A 21,563-nucleotide genomic window follows, 5' to 3' on the forward strand; every position below is an offset into this window, starting at 1 on the left:
TTGCCAGGGCCAGGTACTCCTATGTCCCACATCACGGGCATTTTGTTCATCTGGTGGACGCGAAGAGGCGCGGCCTCCCGTATCGACTAGCGTCGTGACATGACCAGCAACACCTCCCGCAGCCTCGCCGACGCCCTCTCCGCCGGCCCGGTCGTCCTCGACGGCGGCATGTCCAACCAGCTCGAATCGGCCGGTCACGACCTGAGTGACGAGCTGTGGTCGGCACGGCTGCTCGCGGAGCGGCCCGAGGCGATCGTCGAGGCGCATCTCGCCTACTTCGAGGCGGGCGCGGACGTGGCGATCACGTCGAGCTACCAGGCGACCTTCGAGGGCTTCGCCAAGCGCGGCATCCCCCACGAGAGGGCGGCCGAACTTCTCGGCCTCAGCGTCGAACTGGCCCGCGAGGCCGCCCGGCGCGCGCACACGAAGGGCGTCTCGCGGCCGCTGTGGGTGGCCGCGTCGGTCGGACCGTACGGGGCGATGCTCGCGGACGGGTCGGAGTACCGGGGGCGGTACGGGCTGAGCGTGGCCGAGCTGGAGCGGTTCCACCGTCCGCGCCTGGAGGTACTGGCCGCCGCGGCGCCCGACGTGCTGGCCCTGGAGACCGTGCCGGACGCCGACGAGGCGCGGGCGCTGCTGCGGGGTGTGCGGGGGCTCGGTGTGCCGGCGTGGCTGTCGTACAGCGTCGCCGGAGACCGTACGCGGGCCGGGCAGCCGCTGGAGGAGGCCTTCGCTCTGGCCGCCGACGCGGACGAAATCATCGCGGTCGGTGTGAACTGCTGTGCGCCAGAGGATGTGGACGGGGCGATCGCGACCGCGGCGCGCGTCACCGGCAAGCCGGTCGTCGTCTATCCGAACAGTGGGGAGGCGTGGGACGCGGAGGCTCGTGCGTGGACCGGGCGGTCCTCGTTCGCCGCCGAGCAGGTTGCCGGGTGGGAGCGGGCGGGGGCGCGGCTTGTCGGTGGGTGCTGCCGGGTGGGGCCGGGGGCGATCTCGGGGATCAGCGAGACGCTGCGGGCGGCGTAACGAGGGTTTCGCCCCCGCCGCCCCTACCCGTCCCATCCCGTTCCTGGGGGCTCCGCCCCCAGACCCCCGCTAAAAGATTGCGCCGTTCCCCGCGCCCCTTGAGAGCCGGCTGCGGGGCGGTGGGGGTTGCTCGCGCAGTTCCCCGCGCCCCTAAAGGGGCGCTCTGACGGCCCCGGCGTGACAGTGTCCGCCGGGGCCGCTGCCCAGGTACGTACGACCGGGGACCGGTCTCAGTCCGTTCCGGACTCCATCGCGGCGCGGTCCAGCATCGCCTCTTCGGCGGTCTCCTCGGCCGTGGCCTCGCCGCGGGAGGCGATCGCCTCGGCGCCGCCCTGGTCCATGGCGCCGATCAGACCGGTCGCGGCCGCTTGCGCGGCGCCGATCGGTGTCGGGTGGGCGGTGCCGACCAGGCCGAGGCCCACGTACTGCTCAAGGCGCGCACGGGAGTCGGCGATGTCCAGGTTCCGCATGGTGAGCTGGCCGATGCGGTCCACCGGGCCGAACGCCGAGTCCTCGGTGCGCTCCATGGAGAGCTTGTCCGGGTGGTAGCTGAGCATCGGGCCGCGGGTGTCGAGGACCGAGTAGTCCTCGCCGCGCCGCAGCCGCAGGGTCACCTCGCCGGTGATCGCCGCGCCGACCCAGCGCTGGAGCGACTCGCGCACCATCAGGGCCTGCGGGTCGAGCCAGCGGCCCTCGTAGAGCAGCCGGCCGAGCCGACGGCCCTCGTTGTGGTACGCGGCCACGGTGTCCTCGTTGTGGATCGCGTTGACCAGGCGCTCGTAGACGATGTGCAGCAGCGCCATGCCGGGCGCCTCGTAGATGCCGCGGCTCTTGGCCTCGATGATCCGGTTCTCGATCTGGTCGGACATGCCCAGACCGTGCCGGCCGCCGATCGCGTTGGCCTCCATGACGAGGTCGACCGGGGAGGCGAACTCCTTGCCGTTGATGGTGACCGGGCGGCCCTGGTCGAAGCCGACCGTCACGTCCTCCGTGCCGATCTCCACCGACGGGTCCCAGAACCGCACGCCCATGATCGGGTCGACCGTCTCGATGCCGGTGTCGAGGTGCTCCAGGGTCTTGGCCTCGTGCGTGGCGCCCCAGATGTTGGCGTCCGTGGAGTACGCCTTCTCGGTCGAGTCCCGGTACGGCAGCGCGTGCGCGAGCAGCCACTCCGACATCTCCTTGCGGCCGCCGAGCTCCGTGACGAAGTCCGCGTCCAGCCAGGGCTTGTAGATCCGCAGGTGCGGGTTGGCGAGCAGCCCGTACCGGTAGAACCGCTCGATGTCGTTGCCCTTGAACGTGGAGCCGTCGCCCCAGATCTGCACCCCGTCCTCGAGCATGGCCCGCACCAGCAGCGTGCCGGTCACGGCACGCCCCAGCGGCGTGGTGTTGAAGTACGGGCGCCCGCCCGACTTGATATGGAACGCGCCGCACGCGAGCGCCGCCAGCCCTTCCTCGACCAGCGCGGCACGGCAGTCGACGAGCCGGGCGATCTCGGCGCCGTACGCGAAGGCTCGGTCGGGCACGGAGGCGATGTCGGGCTCGTCGTACTGGCCGATGTCGGCGGTGTACGTGCACGGGACGGCACCCTTGTCGCGCATCCAGGCGACAGCGACCGACGTGTCGAGCCCGCCGGAGAAGGCAATGCCGACGCGCTCGCCGGTGGGGAGGGAGGTGAGGACCTTGGACATGGCAAGACTATGCAACATCTCGCATTTTCATGCAAGGTCGGCAGGTGGGAGCGGTGGTCGTCAGGGGGTGTCCTGGAAGAGTCTGTCCGTCCAGAGCGGACGAGACATGGCAAAGGCAAGGAGGTTGCCCACTCCTTGCCACTCTCAACATATAGCGCACCGGGGGGCTTGCGGCAAGACCCGGGTCGTGCCGCAGAATCGTCGCCCAAGGCCAGGACCTGCGCAAACGTCGAACCGCTGGTGGGACTGCGCGGAACGGCCGGCCGGAAGCCAATCTCGTTGAACGGGCGTTTTGATGATTGACGTGATCGTGGTCGGCGGCGGACCGACCGGTTTGATGCTGGCCGGCGAGTTGCGGCTGCACGGCGTGCACGTGGTCGTGCTGGAGAAGCTGACCGAGCCGACCGGGGAGTCCCGCGGGCAGGGCCTGCACGCGCGCAGCGTCGAGATGATGGACCAGCGCGGCCTGCTGGACCGGTTCCTCGCGGTCAGTGAGAAGTTCCAGGTCGGCGGTCTCTTCGGCGGCATCATGAAGCCGTGGCCGGACCGCTTGGACACGGCACACGCGTACGGCCTCGCCACTCCGCAGCCGGTCAGCGAGCGGCTGCTCAACGAGCGTGCGCTCGAACTCGGCGCCGAGATCCGGCGCGGCTGCGAAGTGGTCGGGCTGAGCCAGCCCGATGACGGAGCCGGGGCCGGGGCCGGGGTGACCGTCACTCTGGCGGACGGCACGCACCTGCGCTCGCGCTACCTCGTCGGGTGCGACGGCGGCCGCAGCGCGGTGCGCAAGCTGCTCGGCGTCGGTTTCCCCGGCGAGCCTGCCACGGTCGAGACGCTGCTGGGGGAAATGGAGGTGACCGAGGATCCGGCGACGATCGCCGCCGTCGTCGAGGAAGTCCGCAAGACCCAACTGCGGTTCGGCGTCGCCCCCGGCAAGAACGGGGTGTGCCGCGTCATCGTGCCCGCCGACGGTGTGGCCGAGGACCGTGCGACCGCGCCGACCCTCGACGACTTCAAGAAGCAGTTGCGGGCGGTCGCAGGCACCGACTTCGGCGTGCACTCGCCGCGCTGGCTGTCCCGGTTCGGCGACGCCACCCGGCAGGCCGAGCGCTACCGGGTCGGCCGGGTGCTGCTGGCCGGCGACGCGGCGCACATCCACCCGCCGACCGGCGGACAGGGGATGAACCTCGGCGTGCAGGACGCGTTCAACCTCGGCTGGAAGCTGGCCGCCGAGGTCAACGGCTGGGCGCCGGAGGGGCTGCTGGACAGCTACCACGCCGAACGGCACCCGGTGGGCGCCGCCGTGCTGGCCAACACCCGCGCGGGGATCACGCTGCTGGGGACCGATCCGGGTGCGACCGCACTGCGGGAGCTGTTCTCGAAGCTGATGGACTTCGAGGAGGTGAACCGGTACGTGACCGGAATGATCACCGCGGTCGAGATCCGCTACGACTTCGGCGAGGACGAGGGCCACGAACTGCTCGGCCGGCGGCTGCGGGACGTGAAGCTGAAGCAGGGGCGCCTCTACGAACTGATGCACGGCGGCCGCGGCCTGCTGCTCGACCAGACCGGCCGGCTCTCGGTGGCGGGCTGGGCGGACCGGGTCGACCACGTCGTCGACGTCAGCGACGAACTGGACGCACCCGCAGTGCTGTTGCGGCCGGACGGCCACGTGGCGTGGGTCGGTGAAGATCAGCAGGATCTGCTCAGCCGGCTGCCCAAGTGGTTCGGCGCTGCCGTCACCACGTAACTCCTGTGAAGCACGGGCTCAATGGGAACTTCACGGCCGGGTGATGAAGTCCCCCTGACCGTGCGACGATCCGGGAGGCCCGCTTGAGCGACGTACAACCGCCCACTCAAGAGCAATTGGACAGCTACGTACGGACTCGTCTCGCGCTGGCCGGATTCGATCTCGGGCTGCTGCCCGAGCAGTACGACCCGGACACCGGGGTACCGACCCGGGACCAAGTGCTCGCCTCCCTGCGGTCGTTCGTGGCGTCCACGCCCGGGGCGATATCCGGGTGGACCCCGTCGGCGGACGGCCCTGCGTACGCTCAGCAGACCTCGCCTCCCCTCATCTACCCGTCCATCACGGAGGCTTGGACGGGGAAGGCGGGAACCCGATGAGCCGCGCACTCAACAGACGTGTGTTCCTGGCGAGTTCGGCGGCGGCGGCGAGCGGAGTCGCCCTGGGGACGGCCACTCCCGCGAAAGCGTCGACGACACCTCGCGTCCCCGACGTCGACGTACGCCAGGCAGCCCTGGACGACCCCTCCGAGGCCACCCTCACCGAGGCCGTTGTCCTCATGCGGCGCGGAAAGCTGAGCTCCACGACGCTGACCGAGGCGTACCTGGAGCGGATCGAGCGGTACGACACCACGTATCAGGCGTACGCGGAGGTGACCGGCGACGCGGCGCTCGCGGCGGCCCGGAAGGCGGACCGGGGGCAGGGTGTGGGCGGGGTGCTGCGCGGCATCCCCCTCTGCGTCAAGGACAACTACTTCACCGACGGCGTGCCGACGCGCTGCAACTCGTACATCTTCGAGGACTTCGTGCCGGACGAGGACGCCACGGCCGTGGCCCGGCTGAAGGCGGCCGGCGGCATCGTCCTGGGCAAGGGGCAGATGGGGCCGCTCGCCACCACGCGGGCGACGAAGCCCAACGGGACGGTGACCACGGTCAACGCCTGGACACCCCTGGACCCGACCGTCGACCCGGGCGGCTCCTCGACCGGCCCCGCCTGCTCGGTGGCCGCGCGGCTCGCGGCCTCGTCGATCGGCACGCAGACCGGCGGCTCCATCGTGCTGCCCTCCAACCAGCAGAACCTGACCGGCCTGAAACCCACCATGGGCCGGGTGTCCGTCCACGGCGTCATCCCGCTGTCCTTCACGCGCGACCATTCGGGCCCGCTCGCCCGCGACGCCATGGACGCGGCGCTGATGCTTCAGGTCATGTCCGGTCCGGACGCCCAGGATCCACGCACGCTCGGGCTGCCGGACGTACCCGACCTGGTCCGGGCCGCGACGCCCGTCCTCTCGCGCGGCGGGGCGGTACGCATGCGGCGAGCCACCCGGGTCGGCGTGCCGGCCGACTTCCTGAGCGCGCAGAAAGAGCTGCGCGGAGCCCTTCTCGACCAGCTCGACACGATCCCGGGCATCACGCTCGTCGACATCGCGTATCCCACCGACTGGGCCCTGCTGACCGGCACCTTCAACGCGGCCCGGCTCGCCGAGCGCACCGAGCTCTTCCGGCACTGGCTGCGCGCCGATCCGGCCAAGTTCGGTGTGTCACTGCTGAGTTGGCTCCAGGGGCTGATGCTCTCGGGCGACGAGTGGATCACGGCCCAGCGCGCCAAGAACCACCTGCTGCGGGAGGTCCTCGACGGACTCATGGACCGCTGCGACGTACTCCTCCAGACCGGGCCGGTGCCGTTCGACATCCTCGGGCTGCCCGAGATCGCCTTCCCCATCGGCTTCGACGCGGCCGGAGTACCCGTCGGCGCGATCCTCGGCGGCCAACCGTACGAGGAGGACCGGCTGTTGGAGGTCGCCGCCGCGTATCAGGCGGTCACCGACTGGCACACGCGACGGCCGGCCGACCCGATGACCGCGGCCGGCCTGGCCCGTACGAAGACGGCGGCCACCGCGCGGCCCCGGCTCTCGGCCGAAGAGGCGGCCGCCGCTTCCGCCTGACGTGACTCGGCGCCGCCGCAGCACCGCCGTGGAGATCCCGGGCATGGGCGGTGCCTCCCTGCGACGACCCGCGATGAGCCCCCATGAGCCGCGCCTAGCCGCACCTTCCACAGCAACCACTTTCTATCTCGCCGCGTGATGCCAGGCGCCCCAAAGCGCCCAGGACGAGCCGCGGTACAGGAGTGAAACTTTCGAATTGCCCGCCCCTTTCCCGCCCCTCGTCCTGCGCCGCTCCCCCTGCTAGCCTCCGGCTCGGGAACCGGTTGCCGTCTGTGTTGCCGCACTTCCCGAGGGGCTCCGGCGCCGGAGACATCGTCGCCCGGGCCGGAGGAAAGGGGCCAGGGGATGACGAGGAAGAGCACCACGGACACCGGGGGCCGGCACACGATCAGGGACGTGGCGGCGCACGCGGGAGTGTCGGCGTCGACGGTGTCGCGGGTGCTCGGCGGCGAGTACCCGGTGAGCACGACGACACGTACGCGGGTGATGCGGGCGGTGCGCGATCTGGACTATGTCGCCGACGCCCGCGCCAAGGCGATCGCGGGAGCCGGCACCCCGACGCTCGCGTTCGTGCTGGACGACATCACCGGCCCGTCGTTCGCGCACATGGCGCACGGGGTGGAGCGCGAAGCGACCCGGCTCGGGCATCTGTGCCTGGTGTGCAGCACGGACGGCGACGCCGAACACCAGCTGGAGTTCATCGAGATGATGCGCGCCCAGCGGGCCGCCGCGGTGATCCTGGTCGGCGGCGCCACCGACACCGCCGAGTACCGCGAGCGAATGGCCCGCATCGCCGACTCACTGGCGTCGGCGGGATCGCGGCTCGTCCTGTGCGGACGCCCGCCGCTCGCGCCCGGGACGCCGGTCACCGTCATCGAGTACGACAACGAGGGCGGCGCCTACGCCCTGTGCGCGCACGTCCTGGCCCAGGGCCACCGGCGGGTGCTGTTCCTGGGAGGCCTCGCGGACAACACCACGGCCCAGGGCCGCGAAAGCGGCTATCTCGCCGCCCACCGGGCCCGCGGCCTCGACCCGGACCCGGCGCTGCGGCTGTACGGCGACTTCACCCGCGACTCCGGCCACCGCCTGATGCGCCAAGCCCTCACGCAGGGGCTGGAGTTCACCGCCGTCATGGCCTCCACCGACATGGTCGCCTCCGGCGCGCTGACCGCCCTCCACGAAGCGGGCCTGCGCGTCCCGGCCGACGTCTCCCTCGCCGGTTACGACGACATCGCCTTCGCCCGGGACCTGCACCCCCCGCTCACCACCGTCCACGTCCCCTACGAGGAACTCGGCCGCCTCGCCGTCCGCACCGCCCTCGGCCGCACCCCGGACGCCCCGAACGAACACCTTCTCCTCGGGACGCACGTCGTGATCCGCGATTCGGTGGCCCCAGTGGAGCGGGGGACGGTGAGTGACGGCGGGCCCGACGGTGTCCCGACGTCACCACCGCCCGGCGCCGCCGGAGCGACGGAAGCGGCGTACGGCTGACAGCGGTGCCGTAGCCCGCGAGGACGAACCGGCGGGTCCACGCGCCGTGGTGGTGGATTCCGAAAGGCCGGCGGGCGTGCCCGGCACCTTGCCCGACTCGGCGTCCCACAGGGCGAGTTCGCGGTCACGCGGTCCGTGGACGGTGTGGGGCTCGCCCGTGCCGAAGATACGGACCGGGTGCGAGGCGTCCCACGCGGCCCAGCCGGGGTCACCGTCGACCGCGAACCGTACCCACGCCGTGTGCATGGCCTCGGCCAGCTCCTGCGGGGCGCCCGGACCCGCGAGCTTCGCCGACTCCGGTACGTCGGCGGTGTCGAAGACGAAGCCCAGCTCCAGGGCGTGGCAGGCACCGAGGTCCGGCACGTTCGAGGGCCATGCGAACTCATACACGTACGCGGGGGTCCGTCCGCGGCGCGCGTCCGCGAGGCGGTGCAGCGGCACCCGCAGGAGATGGTCGGTGACCATCTGGCCGACGAGGTCCGCGGTGCCCGCGTCCGGGTGGATGGCGCGGTAGCCGCGGGGCACCTCGTGACCGCAGTGGCAACGGGCCATCGCGCCGGCCAGGGCCACGGGTCCGAGCAGGTCGACCCGCTCCAGCAGACCTCCCGGGACCAGCCACAGCCGGTACTCCTCACTCGTCCAGCCCAGCAGCAGGTCGATGTCCGGCGCGGCACCCTCGACCAGGGCCTCCAGCGGATCGCGTGGGACGACGTCGCCGTCGACGACGATGCCGAAGGCGGGCCCGCCGAGCACCGGGCTGCTGAGTTTCCCCACGTCGGCCTGGGTGCGCAGGAGCAGCTCGCGGTCCACGGCGGCGAACGCCTCCGCCGTCGCGGGGACCTTCAGCCGGGTGGCCATCCTGCGCACCATCCGCCGCACCTTGTCGCGGTCGCTCGCCTCGGGCGGCCCGCTCTGCAGGACGGCCCGGTGGAACAGGCCCCGGGCGCGCGGGCTTGCCAGTAGCGCGCCGATGCTGATGGCTCCGGCCGATTCGCCGAAGACGGTCACGCGGCCGGGGTCTCCGCCGAACTGGGTGATGGACCGGTGCACCCACTCCAGCGCGGCGAGCTGGTCGCGCAGCCCCGGGTTGGCGGGCGCGTCCGGGAAGAGGCCGTAACCCTCCACTCCCAGACGGTAGTTGAAGGAGACGAAGACAACGCCGTCGCGCGCGAAGGCGCGCCCGTCGTAGACGGGCACGGCCGAGGAGCCGCGGGTCAGGGCCCCGCCGTGGATCCACACCATGACGGGGAGCCGGGCGCCGGGGCCCGGCTCCGGCGTCCACACATTGAGGTTGAGGCAGTCGTCGCCGGGCACGACGGGGTCGGCGAGGAGCCGCGCGAACGCCTCCGAGTACGGCGGCTTGGGCGGCGTAGGCCCGAACGCGCCCGCGTCACGCACCCCGTCCCAGGGCTCGGGCGGCTCCGGTGGCCGGAAGCGGCGGGGGCCGAACGGCGGTGCCGCGTACGGAATGCCGCGGAAGACGGCGATCCCGTTCTCGTACCGGCCGCGCACCGCTCCGTACGGGGTGGCGACCTCCGGGTCCTCCGTCCGGGACACCGGGTCCACCGCGTCCACCGCCATCCGACCACCAGCTCCTCACCGCGCCGCGAATCGTTCACATCAGAGCATCACATCACCTCCCGGTATTCCTGCGGACGTCCCCGTTTGGCGGACGTACCGCGTGCTGAACGTGCTATTTGGCGTACATCAGCGTCCCGAAGCCGGTCTGGTCGAAGCCTCCGCTGGTCGAGCCGTAGTCACCGCCGCCGCCCTCGGGGCGGACGCTCTCGGCCATGGCGGTGATGTACGGGACGTCGAGGCCCCTGCGGCGCGCGTAGTGGTAGTGGAGGATGTCCCACACCGGCCGGACCTGGCCGCGTGAGCCGCTGGAGATCACCGTCTGCTCGCTGTAGGCGCAGCTCTGTCCGGTGCCCCAGCTGTAGGTGGTGAAGGGCACGTCGTAGCCCAGGTTGTACTTGGCGACGTACTGCGCGGCCTTCATGAACCGGTTGCTGTCGTAGCCGTACAGGTCGTCGCCCTGCGACCAGGCCATCTCGCAGAACGCGCCCATCTGGCCCATGCCCATCATGGTGTGCCCCTGGTCGCGGCCCGACTCCTGCCACTGGCCGAGGTCGTAGCCGTCCACGTCGCCGTAGAGGAAGGGGACGGCGTGTGCGAGGGAGCCGTTGCCCGCGCCGTTCTTGAAGTAGTTCACCGCCTGGTCGTACTTCGCGGCGTCGTCGCACAGGATGCCGATGGCCAGGATCGAGTTCATGTTGCACAGATCCCAGTTGGCCCAGTAGTTGGTGATGCAGGCGGTGTTGTGGTTGAGCAGGAAGTCGTTGTTGAGCGGGTAGAAGACGTCGAGCATCATCGTCTTGAACGCGTCGAGGTCGAACCCGCTGTAGCCACGCATGAGTTCGGCGGCGTTCGCGAACTGGTAGCCGTAGATCCCGGCGGCCAGGAACCGGTCGGCGTTGCCCGTGACGGTGGTCAGGGTGGACGACCAGGCGTTGAGGATCTTCACGGCCGTGGCGCCGTTCGCGGTCGTTCCCGCGATCTTCCAGCGCAGCGCGTTCTGGTAGGCGGCGTGGATGTCGTTGTAGAGGATGCCGTAGTTCTCGCCGGTCCCGCCGCGGATGATCGTGGCCTGCGGGTTCGGCGTCCAGGTGCTCGCCGAGTGGCTGTTGGCGGTGAGGCGGTTCCAGCCGGAGAGCCACGGGTCGTCGCCCGCGGCGACCCGTACCTTGGCGCGGTTGAGTTCGCCGTAGGCGTGCAGCATTCCGGGGTGGGTGAAGGTCGCCGGTGCGGCGTCCGCGGTGGTGCCGGTGAGGGCGGTGGCGGACGCTCCGACGGCCAGGGCTGCGCTGAGCCCGCCGGCGGTCCTGAGCAGACCCCGACGGCTCAACTCCCCTGGCCTGTCTTGCGTGTGGGGGTTTGTGATGCGGCTCATCACTCTTGCATCTCCAATCCTCTGGAGGATTCGCGGCCGCGCGGCCGCTAGGTGGGGGTGATGCTCACCTCTTCGAAGTGCGAGGTGCTGTGGGCCAAGGGGTCTCGGGAGCAGACCACCAGACCCACGTAATAGGGGGCGTCACCGAAGCCGGGGATCTCGCCCGTGGCGAGGGGGGTCCAGGTGGCGCCGTCATCGGTGGACACGGCGGCGGCGAAGGCGGTCCCGGTCCGCGTCAGCCGCAGCAGGCAGGGCAGGCCGGTGGTTCCCGCCGCCCCGGTGAAGGCGGAGGCGCCCGCGACCGTCTTGCGGAGCATGAGCTGCGGCGTCCCGGCCGCGCTCGTCCCGCCACTGGTCACGATCGCCCCGGCCGCCTGGTCGAACGGCGACAGGGACTTGGTCATCAGCAGCCCCACCCGGTCGGCCGTCACCGCGCCCGCGCGGGACACGAGCCGGGCGGTGATCGCGCAGTCGCCGCTCACCGGGCGACGTACGAACTGCCCTGTCATTCCTTGGCCGTTGACATTCAGGTCGGTTCCGGACCCACGCACGACGAAGGCTGCGCCGTCGCTGCTGGTGATCCCGGGGGTCCGGACGAACACCACGCCGTACGTCCCCAACTCCCGCTCGTCGACCACGACATCGCCGAGATCGCCGTACGACCATGGAGCGGGCGGGGGTGTGCCGACGGTGAGGGCGAGGTCGGAGGCAACGGTGCCGGAGGCGTTCGAGGCGGCCGTCGTCACCGTGAACTCGCCTGATTCCAGCGGGATTCCGGAGATGAGTCCGGTACGCCGGTCGACGCGCAGCCCTCGCGGCAGACCCGCGGCGGAGAAGCGCACCGGCTCGTGCGAGGCCCTGATCAGATGCCGGAAGGGGACGCCTTGGTTGGCGAACGCGATCGCGGAGGAGAGGACACCCGGCACCGACGGCGTCGGCATCACCGCGCTGACGCTCGCCGAACGCGGGCCGTGCCCCGTCGTGTTGGTCTTCACGACCTTGTAGTGGTACGTCCGTCCGGGCGTCCCGGTCGCGTCGACGTACCGCGTCCGCGTGCCGAACCCGACGGGCCCCACGCCGGTGGCGATCTTCCCGTAGGCCCCGTCGGGGCTGTCGGCTCGCATCACCGCGTACCTGGCCGACAGGTCCGGGTCGGTCCAGGTCAGCTCGATGGCGTCGGCCGTCGCCGCCGCCCGCGGGTCGGTGGCGGTGCGGGCGGGGCGCGGGACGGACCAGACCGCTCCGGCCGAGGACGTCACGCTGACGTTGTCGAAGGCGCCGGTGCCGGTCTCGGCGTACGAGGCGTCGACGCCCAGGCAGGAGGTGAGCACGAGACCGGCGTACGCCGTGCGCCCCAACTCGACGTCGGTGGAGCTGACTTCGGTCCACTCGACGCCGTCCGGGGAGAGGGATCCGGTGCAGCGGTTGCCGCGGCGCTCGACGCGCACCCAGTAGGGCTTCCGGAGCCGGTAGCCGTCGCCCGCCCCTTCCACGTAGGGCGCGGTCAGGGGTGTCGCCGACTCGGGAAGCGTGCCGAGGGCGGAGATCGGGAAGGAGGCGCCGGTGGTGATCGCCTGCCGCTGGGACGGCGGGACGGGGGTGCTGCCGGTGCCGGTGGTCTGCCCGCCCCCTGACGTCCGGGTGGTCCACACCCCGCTCCAGGTGTGCAGCGGCAGCCCCTGGATCAGCATCGAGGCGTGCGCCGCGTCCGCCGCCAGGGAGCCACGGACGCTCACGCCCACCTTGGAGTACTGCGAGCTGAGCGGATGCACGACCCGCGCCGTGATCACGCCGTCCCCGCGCAGCGGCAGCCGCACGAAACGGAACGCGTCGGCCGTGTCACCGATGTCCGCCCCGCCCGCTTCGAGAAGGAACCGCTCACCGTCGAAGACGGCGGCACCCGCGCGCCGCACCTCGCCCACGTCGTCGGAGTCCCAGGGGCCCGGGAGCCCGGCCGTGGCGGTGATCGCACCCGAACCACCGCTCTCACCCCGGGCGTTCGTCGCGGAGACCGTGTAGTGGTAGGTCCGCCCCGCACGCACCGAGCGATCGGTGTACGTCGCTGACTCCACCCCGGCCGCGAGGCTCTCGTACGGGCCCTCGGGGTCGGTGGACCGTCGTACCGTGTACGTGCTCGCCCAGGCCGAGGGCAGCCAGGACACCGTGACAGCGTTGTCGTCGCCGGTGGCGAAGAGGCCGGCGGGTGCCGTCGGTGTCGCGGGGGAAGCCTGCGCCCCGGCGTACGTGAGCGTGCCCCAGGACGGCAGGTCGTCGTTGCCGCCCTCCACCACGCGGGTCCCGCCGGAGCCCCGGAAGAGCACCTGCCTGGTGTACGGGGCGTCGAGTCCGCGTACACCGGCGTAGTGCGCGTAGACCATCTCGTAGATCGGGGGCAGGTTGCCGCGGGAGACGGCGGAGACGGTGGTCTTGATGTACTTGCCCGTCCGGTCCAGGTCCGGGGTGAAGGGCACGTCGCCGCCGAGGTTGTAGCGGGCCGCGTACTCGACGTTCGCCAGAATCCGGTGGTCGAGGTGGCCGTAGAGGTCGACGCCCTGGTTCCAGGCGACCTGGGCGGAGTCGGCGAGCAGACCGACGGCGAGCTGTTCGTGACCCTGGTCGCGGCCGCTCTCCTGGCCCTGGCCCGCGTCGGTGACGATGCGGTGGGGCACGCTGCCGTCACCCGCGCCGGCCGCTGCGAACCGCAGGGCGTCCTCGAAGAGGGTGCGGTTCTCGCAGAACACACCGATGGCCAGGATGGTTTGAATGGCCGTCAGGTCCCAGTTGCCGTTGGCGTAGAGCATGTAGCCGGAGACGGAGGGGTACCAGACGCGCAGGAAGGAGTCCTCGCAGCGGGCGATGTCCGTGTCGGCCCAGCCGTCGTAGCCGCTGCGCCGCAGCAGTTCGGCCGCGTTGATGAACTTGAAGGCCTGGAGCCCGGCGCCGAGTTGGCCGTCCGCGCCGGTGATGGCCGTCAGCGAGGCCGACCAGGCGTTGAGAATGTCGCGCGCCTTGTCCGCGTGGGCGCGCTCGCCCGTGACGCACCACATGAGGGCGTTCTGATAGGCGGCGGCCGAGTCCGCGACGGCCTGGCTCATGAAGTTGGAGGGGCCGCGCCCCCACGAGGTGATCTGGCCGGTGTTCTGGACGGTGTACGTGGCCGAGGAGCGCGCGTGGGCCGCGAGCGCCAAGTAGCCCTCGTACACGGGCGATTGTCTGTCGGCGACCGCGGCCTTCATCCGGGCGAGGTCGTCGGCGCTGTGCAGCAGTCCGGGGTGGGTGAAACCGCTGTCGGTCGCCGCCCGTACCGTGCCGGACACGAGCAGAGTGCTCGCGCCCGACGCCAGCAGCAGGGCGGCGCTCCCGCCGAGGAAGCCGCGGCGGCTGGGTCCGTGGGTCATGACGCGGCGGCCTCGGCGGTGGTGAGGAACTTGAGGCCCGTGACGTGCTCGTTGTAGAACCACTGCACGGAGTCGGTGGTGTAGTACCAGCTCGGCTTCTTCATCGAGTCGGCGACGACCACGCCGTTGATCACCAGGTTCTCGAAGGTGACGTTCTTGATGGCGTGGTCGGCGTCGTAGCCGAGGAACAGCGACGGGTTGGCGTGGGTGCCCGTGTAGCTGAGGTTCTTGACGTAGACGTCCTCGATGCCGCGGCCGACCGAGGTGTTGTATTTCGTGTTGTACATGATCCGCATGTGGATGACCTGGCCCCAGCGGAAGTCCTCGATACGGACATCCTCGATACGCACGTTCTTGATCAGGTTGGAGTCGCCCGGGTTGAGGGCGATGCAGCCCTGGTAGCCCATCTGCGGTTCGCGGTGGTCGAGGATGTCGACGTTCTTGATGACCAGGTTCTCGATGGTCTCGGGGGCGTCGGTGTTGCCGTGCGTGCCGATGTTGACGGGGTGGGCGACGTCGGCCCACAGGGTGCAGTTCTGGATGGTGATGTCGCGGGTGTCGCCGTAGTAGTTCCAGCGGTGGGCGTAGATCGCGAAGCAGTCGTCGGAGTTGCGCATGAAGCAGCCGTCGAAGACGATCCCGGACGAGGAGAAGACGTCGAAGCCGTCGCCGTTGCCCTTCGAGCTGAACGAACGCGCCTTCTTGACGTGGACGTTCTCGCTCTCCCCGAAGATGCCCGCGTAGCCGCTCGGGTTCATGATGATGACGTCCTCGACGCGGATGTTCTTGCTGCCCTCGCAGAGGATGGCGCCGCCGGGGTTGGCGTAGAGCATGCCGTGTCCGGTGAGGGAGGCCTTCTCCACGTCCTTGAAGAAGACCTGAGCGGTGAGGACCGCGCCGCCGGCGAGGTACACGGTCTTGCCGCTGGGGACGGTGAGGACGTTGCCGGTGACGGTGTGCACGCCGGGGCCGAAGTAGATGACGTCCGGGTCGTCCTCGGCGGGCGGGTGGTGCTCGACGCGGTTGCTGATCACATGCAGGCAGTCGAAGATCTCGTCGTTGATCTGGACGACGACGTCACGCGGCTGGTCGAGGGTGAAGCGGAGGGTGTCACCGAGCAGTTCGGGGGTGATGCCGAGGGCGTCGGGTCTCACCCGGGCCTTGGTGGTGCCGCCCTTGAGGTAGGTGATCTCGATCTCGGCCGAGCCGCAGAAGTCGAAGTACACCATCGAGGTGTTGTAGACCTTGCCGGAGCCGGTGTTCGGGTTGATCTCCTCCAGCTGCGGACGCCAGATGTCGAGGGTCTGCCACTCACCGTCGGGGGCGACCCGGACCCGCACCTTGAAGCTGGTGTTGGTCGCCATGGTGGACGGGCGCGGGTAGGTGACCAGCTTCGGCGCGGCGTTGTCGTCGTCCGCCCGGGCCGCTGTGGCCGTCAGGCCGGACAGTCCGGCGGCGAGCACGGTGGCGCCCGCCGCCTGGAGGGCGGTGCGGCGTGACAGGGACGGGGACGGAGCGGGGGACGGGGACGGGGTCATGTTCGACTCCTTGCGGGTGCGGAACGGAACGGATGAGAGATACGGACGACAGGTACGGACGTCAGATACGGACGGTCACTTGAGTCCGGAGGTGGACATCCCGGCGACGAAACCGCGCTGGGCCACGAGGAAGATCAGCAGGATGGGGACGACGTACATCACGGAGGCCGCGGCCTGGAGGTTGGTGACCGGCGTTCCGGCGGAGGTGACGTAGGTGGACATGACGGCGACGGCGAGCGTGGACTTGTCCGTGGACAGCAGCAACTGCGGGGCGATGTAGTCCCCCCAGGTCCAGGTGAAGGCGATCACGAAGCTCGCGGAGAGGACCGGCCAGGACTGCGGCAGGAAGATCCGCCAGAAGATCCCGGCGTATCCGCAGCCGTCGACGATCGCGGCCTCCTCCAGCTCGCGGGGCAGGCCGGCGAAGAACTGCCGGAAGAGGAAGACCAGATACGGAGCGGCGCCGAGGCCCCACAGCACCCACGGCCAGTAGGTGTCGACCATGCCGAGCTTCGCGAAGATCAGGTAGGTCGGGAGCAGGGTGATCATCTGCGGCAGCATCATCGAGCCGATGAGGATGCCGAACAGTGTCTTCTTGCCGGGCGCGTCCAGACGGGCGAACCCGAAGCCGACCCAGGCCGAGCTGAGGGTGACCAGGGTGGCGTAGATGAGCGCGATGATCAGGGAGTTGCGGGCGTAGCCGAGGAAGTCGACGAGGTTGAAGGCGTCCGCGAAGTCGTGCCACTGGATGTGGTCGGGAAGCCAGTGCACGGGCGAGGCGGCCAGTTCGGCCGGGGTCTTCAGGCCGGTGAGGACCAGCCAGCCGAACGGGCCGAGGAACAGACCGGTGAGCGCGACGAGGACCGTGTAGAGAACGAGGCGGTTCGCGCGTATCCGTACGCGGGGTGCGGAGCCGCTGGGCGGGCTGGTGGCGGTCACTTCTTCGCCTCCGGGTCGACGTTGTAGAACACCACGCCGGACGTGAGTCTGAAGATGAGTCCGGTCGCGAGGAGGATCAGGACGAAAAGCACCCACAGCAGCGCGGAGGCGTAGCCGTAGCGGCCGAACGCGAAGTACTCCACGAAGACGTGCATCATGTACTGGTAGTTGGACTGCGGGATCGCGGTGACGCCGGCCACGCTGCCGTCGGGCGCCAGCAGCAGCGGCATGATGGTCTGCACCGAGGCGATCACGCCGGTCACGGTCTGGAAGAGCAGCACCGGCGAGAGCAGCGGCACGGTGATACTGCGGAAGCTCCGCCAGGCACTCGCGCCGTCGATGCGGGCCGCCTCGTGGAGTTCGCGGGGTACGTCCTGGAGCCCGGCCAGCGAGATGATCATGATGTTTCCGGCGCTCCACAGCACCGTCATCACGAGTACGTAGCGGGCGTAGGGGTCGGCGAGCCAGCCGAGGGCGTCGATGCCGAAGAGGCTCAGGACACCGTTGGCGGCACCGGAGTTCTGGTCGAAGAGCTGCTTGAAGGCGATGCCCGCGCCCACCGGCGGCACCACGGCCGGCAGGTAGAGCAGGGTGCGGAACAGGCCGCGTGCCTTGAGCGGCCGGTTGACCAGGACGGCGAGCCCGAGCCCGGCGACGATCGACAGCGGCACCGAGGTCACCGCGAACAGGCCCGTCCTGCCGAGGGCGTCCCAGGTCTGCGCGTCGGCGAACAACTCACGGTAGTTGTCGAGGCCGACATAGCTCCAGTGGGGCGAGATACCGTCGAACGTGGTGAAGCTCAGCCACAGCGCGTACGCCATGGGAGCGATGGTCAGCAGCAGAAACCCGATGATCCAGGGCGAGGTGAACAGGTAGAACGCCCGGCGCCTGCGCGTGGTCATGGACGTCCGGGGCCGGCGGTCCGCGCCCCCCGCCCGGTCGGCGTACGCGGTCGTGCCGGGCCGGTCCACGACGGTGGAGATCTGATCGGCCGTCATCCCACTTGCTCCTTCCCGCGCTTCAGTTGCTCGTTCATGGCCGAGTTCAGGCGCCCGGCGAGAGTGTCGAGGGACATCTCGCCCTTCATCGCGGCCGGGGCGGTCTGGTTGAAGAGGGCGAAGAGCGAATCCACCGAGGCGTAGGGGGTGAAGGCGATCACCGAGAAGTGCTTCAGCTCGGCGTTCTGCACCTTCAACACCCGCTTCTGGTAGTCCTCCTGGGCCGGCATCAGCGAACGCAGGGACTTCAGGGTGGGAATGCCCCAGCCGGCTGAGGCGCGCGCCTTGGCCGGCGCCTCGCCGAAGAACCACTCGAAGACCCGCCAGGCGGCGTCCTTGTTGTGGGCCTTCCTCGGCATCCACAGACCGGTGCCGGCCTGGCAGGGGCTGACCCGCCGGCCGCCTTCGAAGACCGGGGCGGGGGCGAGACGGGACACCGGCGCCAGCTTCTTGTCGGTGTTGATCATGCCGCCGAGCCAGTAGCCCGAGTTCGACATGGCCAGCCGGTTCGCCAAGTACGTGGGGCCGTCCCAGGTGTTGGGATCCGGCTGGATGATGCTGGGCCCGACCCTGGTCCGGCAGTAGTCGATGTACCAGCCCAGCGCCTTGCGGGCCTCGGGGGTGGTGAAGTCGACCCGGGAGAAGTCGTCGCTGAAGAGACTTCCTCCGGCGGCCACGGTCAGGCTGGCCAGGAGATTGGGCGTGAGTACGCCGTTGTAGCTGCCGCCGAAGACGGTCGTCTGGCCGTTCTTGCGCTGGGTGAGCCGCTTGGCCTTGTCCAGCCACTCCTCGTACGTGACCGGGTCGGTCTCCGGCGGATGGCCGACACCCGCCTCGTCGAAGAGCGCGGTGTTGTACCAGAACATGGAGTCCTGGGAGAAGTCCTTCGCCATGCCGTAGCGAGGGCCCTTGCCCTGGGTCCTTCCGTCGTAGCGCCACAGGTCGTTGACCGGGTCCAGGTCGTCGAGCCTGAGGACGCTGCTTCCGGCGAAGTACGGGTCCAGGTCCTCCATCACCTCGCGCGCCGCGAAGTACGGCGCGTCCACGGCGCCGACACCGCGCACCAGATCGGGCGGATTGCCGTTGGTCATCATGGCGACCAGCTTGGTGATGCTGTACGGCACCGTGACGATCTTGACCCCGAGGTCCTTCCGCGCCTGTGCGACCAGCTCCGGGGTGATGTCACCGGGCTTGGCCATCACGGTGACGGTCTCGCCCGACCCACCGACCCCAGTGGACACCTGCAGTGCGCAGCCGCTCAGCGCTGCCGCACCGGTCGCGGCACCGGCTGCCGAGAGGGCGAGAAATCGGCGGCGGCTCAGGGGAGCACCCGGAGCACCAGCACGTGAGGGCATGAACGCACCACCTCCTGCTTCGGACTGTTCGGGCGACCGTTCGGGATCGCGGCGATCGCGGCCAGGGATCGGCCTGCCGGCCACAACTCGGCCGACGTAGAAACCGGTTGTTGTGCAATGGGGCAGAGCTTCTTCCTGTCCGGAAACTGCGTCAAGAGTCTTGACGAACTTTCGAAAAGACTGGGTAACCTCTGCGCCATGAGCCATCAGCCCGGAGCCTGTTGGCCCAATGCCCCCTGCACCGACCCGAGTTGGCACGTCAGGCGGGTGTATCGCGGACCACCGTGTCGACCATCGCCGGCGAGCTGATGGCGCGCGGACTGCTGGGCCGAGTCCGAGGAGGAACGGGACGGCGATCTCGACGGCCGTGCAGGAAACCGGTTGCCGTTCAATCCGCGTGCGGCTGTTGTGGCCGGGATGAACCACACCTTCGACGGTGTGTGGGTGCACCTCAGCGACCTGGCCGCACGGGGGGTCGCGAGCGAGGGCGCGGCGCTGGACCCGGCCACCCCGGCCGCCGAACGCATCACGGTCGGCGCGTCGCTTCTCCAACGACTCCTCGACGCCTAGGAGTTGGAGCGCACCCAGGTCATCGGTGTCGGAGTGGGCGTCCCCGGGCCCATCCACCGCGACACCGGCGTCGGCGGGGTGTCCCTGCCCGGGCAGCCCTGGTCGCACGTGCACGCCGCCGAGGAGTTCGAACGGGCCCTCGGAGTTCCGGTCACCGTGGAGAACAACACCCGGCTCGAAGGTGTCGCGGAGGCCCGCTGGGGCGCCGGGAGCGGAGCGGTGAGTCTGTTCTACTTCGGCCTGTCCAACGGCATCGGCTCCGGGCTGATCCTCGACGGACGGCTGTATCGCGGGGCCGTCGGGGCGGCGGGAGAGCTGGGCCATGTGTCGGTGGGGGTCGACGGGCCGCCGTGCCCGTGCGGCAATCGGGGGTGCCTGGTGCTGTATGCGGGGATTCCGGCGGTACTGGGCGGACTCAGCGGGGTCATCGCACCCGGCGGAGTCGGCACGGTCACCGCGCTCACCTCATGGTGAACACCCCGGTCGCAGCACTGTCCGCCGCTCTCACCCCCGACCTGCGCGGCAACACGCGCCCCCGGGATGCCTACCGGGTGTGCAGTCGGTACGCCCGCTCGATCTCGCCCAGATATTGCCCCAGGTGGAAGCGGGCCTCCTCAATGACCCCGTGGTCGAGCCCCGGATACATCAGCTCGCTCCAGACGACCGTTTCACCACTCAATCGCACGCGAACGCGGAGCCCCGCAGAGCCGCCCGGGTCGGATTGCGCCTGAGACGTCAGGCATACGCTGCGGGCGGCATCCGTCGGATAGAGCGGTCCCCCGGGCCGGAGAAGCCGCTCCGGATCCATGCCCACGCTCCCGCTGTCGCTGCGCGAGATCAGGTCGAGGCCGTCGACGAAGAGGTACGTATGCACGCCGGTGCACACGGGCGGCCCGGGGCACGTGCCGAGGAGCAACGTGCTGAATGGGCTGAACGGACTGCGGCTTCGGCGCTCGGGCAGCCTGTCCCGAAGCGCATGCGGGGACCTACGCGGCACGGCCCTTTCGTGGCATCATGCGCCGATCGTATGCGACCTCCACACCTCCGCACATGCACAGCCACCCACCGGGCCGTTACTCGACCGTCTCCCTTGACCACGGCGGGGTAGGCCACCATGGGGATCGCCTTTGTGTACAGGTCGAGGAAGAAGTGCCACATGACAGAAGCGGCAGGCCCCAGCGTGGAGGGCGCCCGCGAGTGGGCTGAGCGTCTGGGATGGAGCTACGGGTTGATAGCGCCCGACTCTGTCGAACGGGGTGCGGCCCTGGCCCGTTTGGACGCGGCCCGCGCGGAAGCCCAGGCAGCACGTGCTCGGTACAACGAAGCCTGGCTCCGGGCATCCAGGGCGGGCTCGGAAGACTGGCACCAGGAGCCATCGGTCGTTGCGGCCCAACGGCTGTACGAGGAGGCCGGAAGCCGCTGCCTGCCGGAGGCGTTGTGGCACGCACCGTATCGCGATGACATCCGCATGTCGCCGAAGCTGCCCTTCGCCCTGCTCTTCCTGGAATGGGAGGCGCGTTTCCCGCAGGAGTGGACACAGCACGCCAAGGCGTGGGGAACGAAACAAGCACTCATCCGAGACCTGGCGCGCCGCAGCCCCAGCGACGAGGCGGTCAAGGCGAAGCTCCTCGCTCTCGTCGAGGTCGTCGTCCAGCGGGCCTACCGTTGCAAGGACCGTGAGTATGTGCGGGTGGCCCGGACCCTCGACGGGGACGACTTGCGCACCAGACTCCACCGGGCCCACCACATGGAGAACCCCTGGGCGCAACTCCACGCGGGCTATGTGCTCTGGCTCCTCGACCACCCCGAGGTCCCCAACACCCGGCACGTCTGGCGGACTTGGCTCACGGACCCCCGGAGTCGATGTCCATGAAACCCCAAGGCGATCTCCGGGACGAGCCGTTCGTTCTGT

17 protein-coding genes are annotated in these 21,563 nt (G+C 70.1%); 8 read left to right on the forward strand and 9 right to left on the reverse strand.

The genetic code is table 11. From position 1 onward, the window contains the following. The first annotated feature begins 99 nt into the window (after positions 1–99). On the forward strand, positions 100–1,026 hold the full coding sequence (gene mmuM, locus OIC96_RS10395; protein ID WP_330308135.1) for a homocysteine S-methyltransferase: 927 nt from the start codon (positions 100–102) through the stop codon (positions 1,024–1,026). Positions 1,027–1,256: 230 nt separating this feature from the next. On the opposite strand, the gene argG is transcribed toward mmuM, so the two are convergent. Next, positions 1,257–2,717: an argininosuccinate synthase gene (gene argG / locus OIC96_RS10400; protein ID WP_330308134.1), complete on the reverse strand. Its 1,461-nt coding sequence runs from the start codon at positions 2,715–2,717 to the stop codon at positions 1,257–1,259. 295 nt (positions 2,718–3,012) lie between these two features. On the opposite strand from argG, the gene rox reads away from it, so the two are divergent. The 4 genes from rox to OIC96_RS10420 all read left to right on the forward strand — a co-directional run bounded on the left by rox (position 3,013) and on the right by OIC96_RS10420 (position 7,900). Then, on the forward strand, positions 3,013–4,467 hold the full coding sequence (rox, locus tag OIC96_RS10405) for a rifampin monooxygenase (RefSeq protein WP_330308133.1): 1,455 nt from the start codon (positions 3,013–3,015) through the stop codon (positions 4,465–4,467). A gap of 83 nt (positions 4,468–4,550) precedes the next feature. Further along, positions 4,551–4,844, forward strand: a complete 294-nt coding sequence (locus OIC96_RS10410; RefSeq protein WP_330308132.1) for a hypothetical protein — start codon at positions 4,551–4,553, stop codon at positions 4,842–4,844. Then, positions 4,841–6,409 (forward strand): amidase, encoded by a 1,569-nt coding sequence (locus OIC96_RS10415; protein WP_330308131.1) that lies wholly within the window; start codon positions 4,841–4,843, stop codon positions 6,407–6,409. Before OIC96_RS10410 ends, OIC96_RS10415 begins: the two co-directional genes overlap by 4 nt. A gap of 345 nt (positions 6,410–6,754) precedes the next feature. After that, positions 6,755–7,900 carry a LacI family DNA-binding transcriptional regulator gene (locus OIC96_RS10420; protein WP_330308130.1) on the forward strand — a complete coding sequence of 382 codons (1,146 nt, stop codon included), beginning with the start codon at positions 6,755–6,757 and terminating at the stop codon, positions 7,898–7,900. Here the strand turns inward: OIC96_RS10420 and OIC96_RS10425 are convergent. The 7 genes from OIC96_RS10425 to OIC96_RS10455 form a co-directional block, all read right to left on the reverse strand. Then, positions 7,853–9,481 carry a carboxylesterase/lipase family protein gene (locus OIC96_RS10425; RefSeq protein ID WP_330308129.1) on the reverse strand — a complete coding sequence of 543 codons (1,629 nt, stop codon included), beginning with the start codon at positions 9,479–9,481 and terminating at the stop codon, positions 7,853–7,855. The genes OIC96_RS10420 and OIC96_RS10425 overlap by 48 nt on opposite strands. A gap of 112 nt (positions 9,482–9,593) precedes the next feature. Continuing rightward, a complete protein-coding gene (locus tag OIC96_RS10430) occupies positions 9,594–10,853 on the reverse strand; it encodes an alginate lyase family protein (RefSeq protein WP_330308128.1) in 1,260 nt (419 codons plus the stop codon). Between the two features lie 47 nt (positions 10,854–10,900). Then, entirely contained in the window at positions 10,901–14,251 is a 3,351-nt protein-coding gene (locus OIC96_RS10435) for an alginate lyase family protein (protein WP_330308127.1), read from the reverse strand. Then, the gene (locus OIC96_RS10440) at positions 14,248–15,789 is read right to left on the reverse strand and encodes a glycosyl hydrolase family 28 protein (protein WP_330308126.1); all 1,542 of its coding nucleotides are present in this window, start codon (positions 15,787–15,789) and stop codon (positions 14,248–14,250) included. The genes OIC96_RS10435 and OIC96_RS10440 overlap by 4 nt, the downstream gene beginning before the upstream one ends. Positions 15,790–15,864: 75 nt before the next feature. Continuing rightward, positions 15,865–16,728, reverse strand: coding sequence for a carbohydrate ABC transporter permease (locus OIC96_RS10445; protein ID WP_330308125.1), 864 nt, complete (start codon positions 16,726–16,728; stop codon positions 15,865–15,867). Continuing rightward, positions 16,725–17,726 carry a carbohydrate ABC transporter permease gene (locus OIC96_RS10450; protein WP_330308124.1) on the reverse strand — a complete coding sequence of 334 codons (1,002 nt, stop codon included), beginning with the start codon at positions 17,724–17,726 and terminating at the stop codon, positions 16,725–16,727. The genes OIC96_RS10445 and OIC96_RS10450 overlap by 4 nt, the downstream gene beginning before the upstream one ends. Next, positions 17,723–19,081, reverse strand: coding sequence for an extracellular solute-binding protein (locus tag OIC96_RS10455; protein WP_330308123.1), 1,359 nt, complete (start codon positions 19,079–19,081; stop codon positions 17,723–17,725). The genes OIC96_RS10450 and OIC96_RS10455 overlap by 4 nt, the downstream gene beginning before the upstream one ends. Before the next feature lie 417 nt (positions 19,082–19,498). On the opposite strand from OIC96_RS10455, the gene OIC96_RS10460 reads away from it, so the two are divergent. Both OIC96_RS10460 and OIC96_RS10465 read left to right on the forward strand, forming a co-directional pair. Then, entirely contained in the window at positions 19,499–19,651 is a 153-nt protein-coding gene (locus OIC96_RS10460; RefSeq protein ID WP_330308122.1) for a hypothetical protein, read from the forward strand. Between the two features lie 3 nt (positions 19,652–19,654). After that, positions 19,655–20,125 carry an ROK family protein gene (locus tag OIC96_RS10465; protein ID WP_330308121.1) on the forward strand — a complete coding sequence of 157 codons (471 nt, stop codon included), beginning with the start codon at positions 19,655–19,657 and terminating at the stop codon, positions 20,123–20,125. 70 nt (positions 20,126–20,195) lie between these two features. On the opposite strand, the gene OIC96_RS10470 is transcribed toward OIC96_RS10465, so the two are convergent. Further along, positions 20,196–20,525: a hypothetical protein gene (locus OIC96_RS10470; RefSeq protein ID WP_330308120.1), complete on the reverse strand. Its 330-nt coding sequence runs from the start codon at positions 20,523–20,525 to the stop codon at positions 20,196–20,198. Positions 20,526–20,807: 282 nt separating this feature from the next. Here OIC96_RS10470 and OIC96_RS10475 point away from each other — a divergent pair, with 282 nt between their 5' ends. Then, positions 20,808–21,524: a hypothetical protein gene (locus OIC96_RS10475; RefSeq protein WP_330308119.1), complete on the forward strand. Its 717-nt coding sequence runs from the start codon at positions 20,808–20,810 to the stop codon at positions 21,522–21,524. Positions 21,525–21,563 lie beyond the last annotated feature (39 nt).

This window comes from Streptomyces sp. NBC_00775, assembly GCF_036347135.1.
Lineage (GTDB): Bacteria > Actinomycetota > Actinomycetes > Streptomycetales > Streptomycetaceae > Streptomyces > Streptomyces lutosisoli.

Coding starts and splice junctions, on each gene's coding strand:
- mmuM (WP_330308135.1), top strand. CDS start 100: ATGACCAGCAACACCTCCCGCAGCCTCGCCGACGCCCTCTCCGCCGGC.
- argG (WP_330308134.1), bottom strand. CDS start 2,717: ATGTCCAAGGTCCTCACCTCCCTCCCCACCGGCGAGCGCGTCGGCATT.
- rox (WP_330308133.1), top strand. CDS start 3,013: ATGATTGACGTGATCGTGGTCGGCGGCGGACCGACCGGTTTGATGCTG.
- OIC96_RS10415 (WP_330308131.1), top strand. CDS start 4,841: ATGAGCCGCGCACTCAACAGACGTGTGTTCCTGGCGAGTTCGGCGGCG.
- OIC96_RS10420 (WP_330308130.1), top strand. CDS start 6,755: ATGACGAGGAAGAGCACCACGGACACCGGGGGCCGGCACACGATCAGG.
- OIC96_RS10425 (WP_330308129.1), bottom strand. CDS start 9,481: ATGGCGGTGGACGCGGTGGACCCGGTGTCCCGGACGGAGGACCCGGAG.
- OIC96_RS10430 (WP_330308128.1), bottom strand. CDS start 10,853: ATGAGCCGCATCACAAACCCCCACACGCAAGACAGGCCAGGGGAGTTG.
- OIC96_RS10435 (WP_330308127.1), bottom strand. CDS start 14,251: ATGACCCACGGACCCAGCCGCCGCGGCTTCCTCGGCGGGAGCGCCGCC.
- OIC96_RS10440 (WP_330308126.1), bottom strand. CDS start 15,789: ATGACCCCGTCCCCGTCCCCCGCTCCGTCCCCGTCCCTGTCACGCCGC.
- OIC96_RS10450 (WP_330308124.1), bottom strand. CDS start 17,726: ATGACGGCCGATCAGATCTCCACCGTCGTGGACCGGCCCGGCACGACC.
- OIC96_RS10455 (WP_330308123.1), bottom strand. CDS start 19,081: ATGCCCTCACGTGCTGGTGCTCCGGGTGCTCCCCTGAGCCGCCGCCGA.
- OIC96_RS10460 (WP_330308122.1), top strand. CDS start 19,499: ATGAACCACACCTTCGACGGTGTGTGGGTGCACCTCAGCGACCTGGCC.
- OIC96_RS10475 (WP_330308119.1), top strand. CDS start 20,808: ATGACAGAAGCGGCAGGCCCCAGCGTGGAGGGCGCCCGCGAGTGGGCT.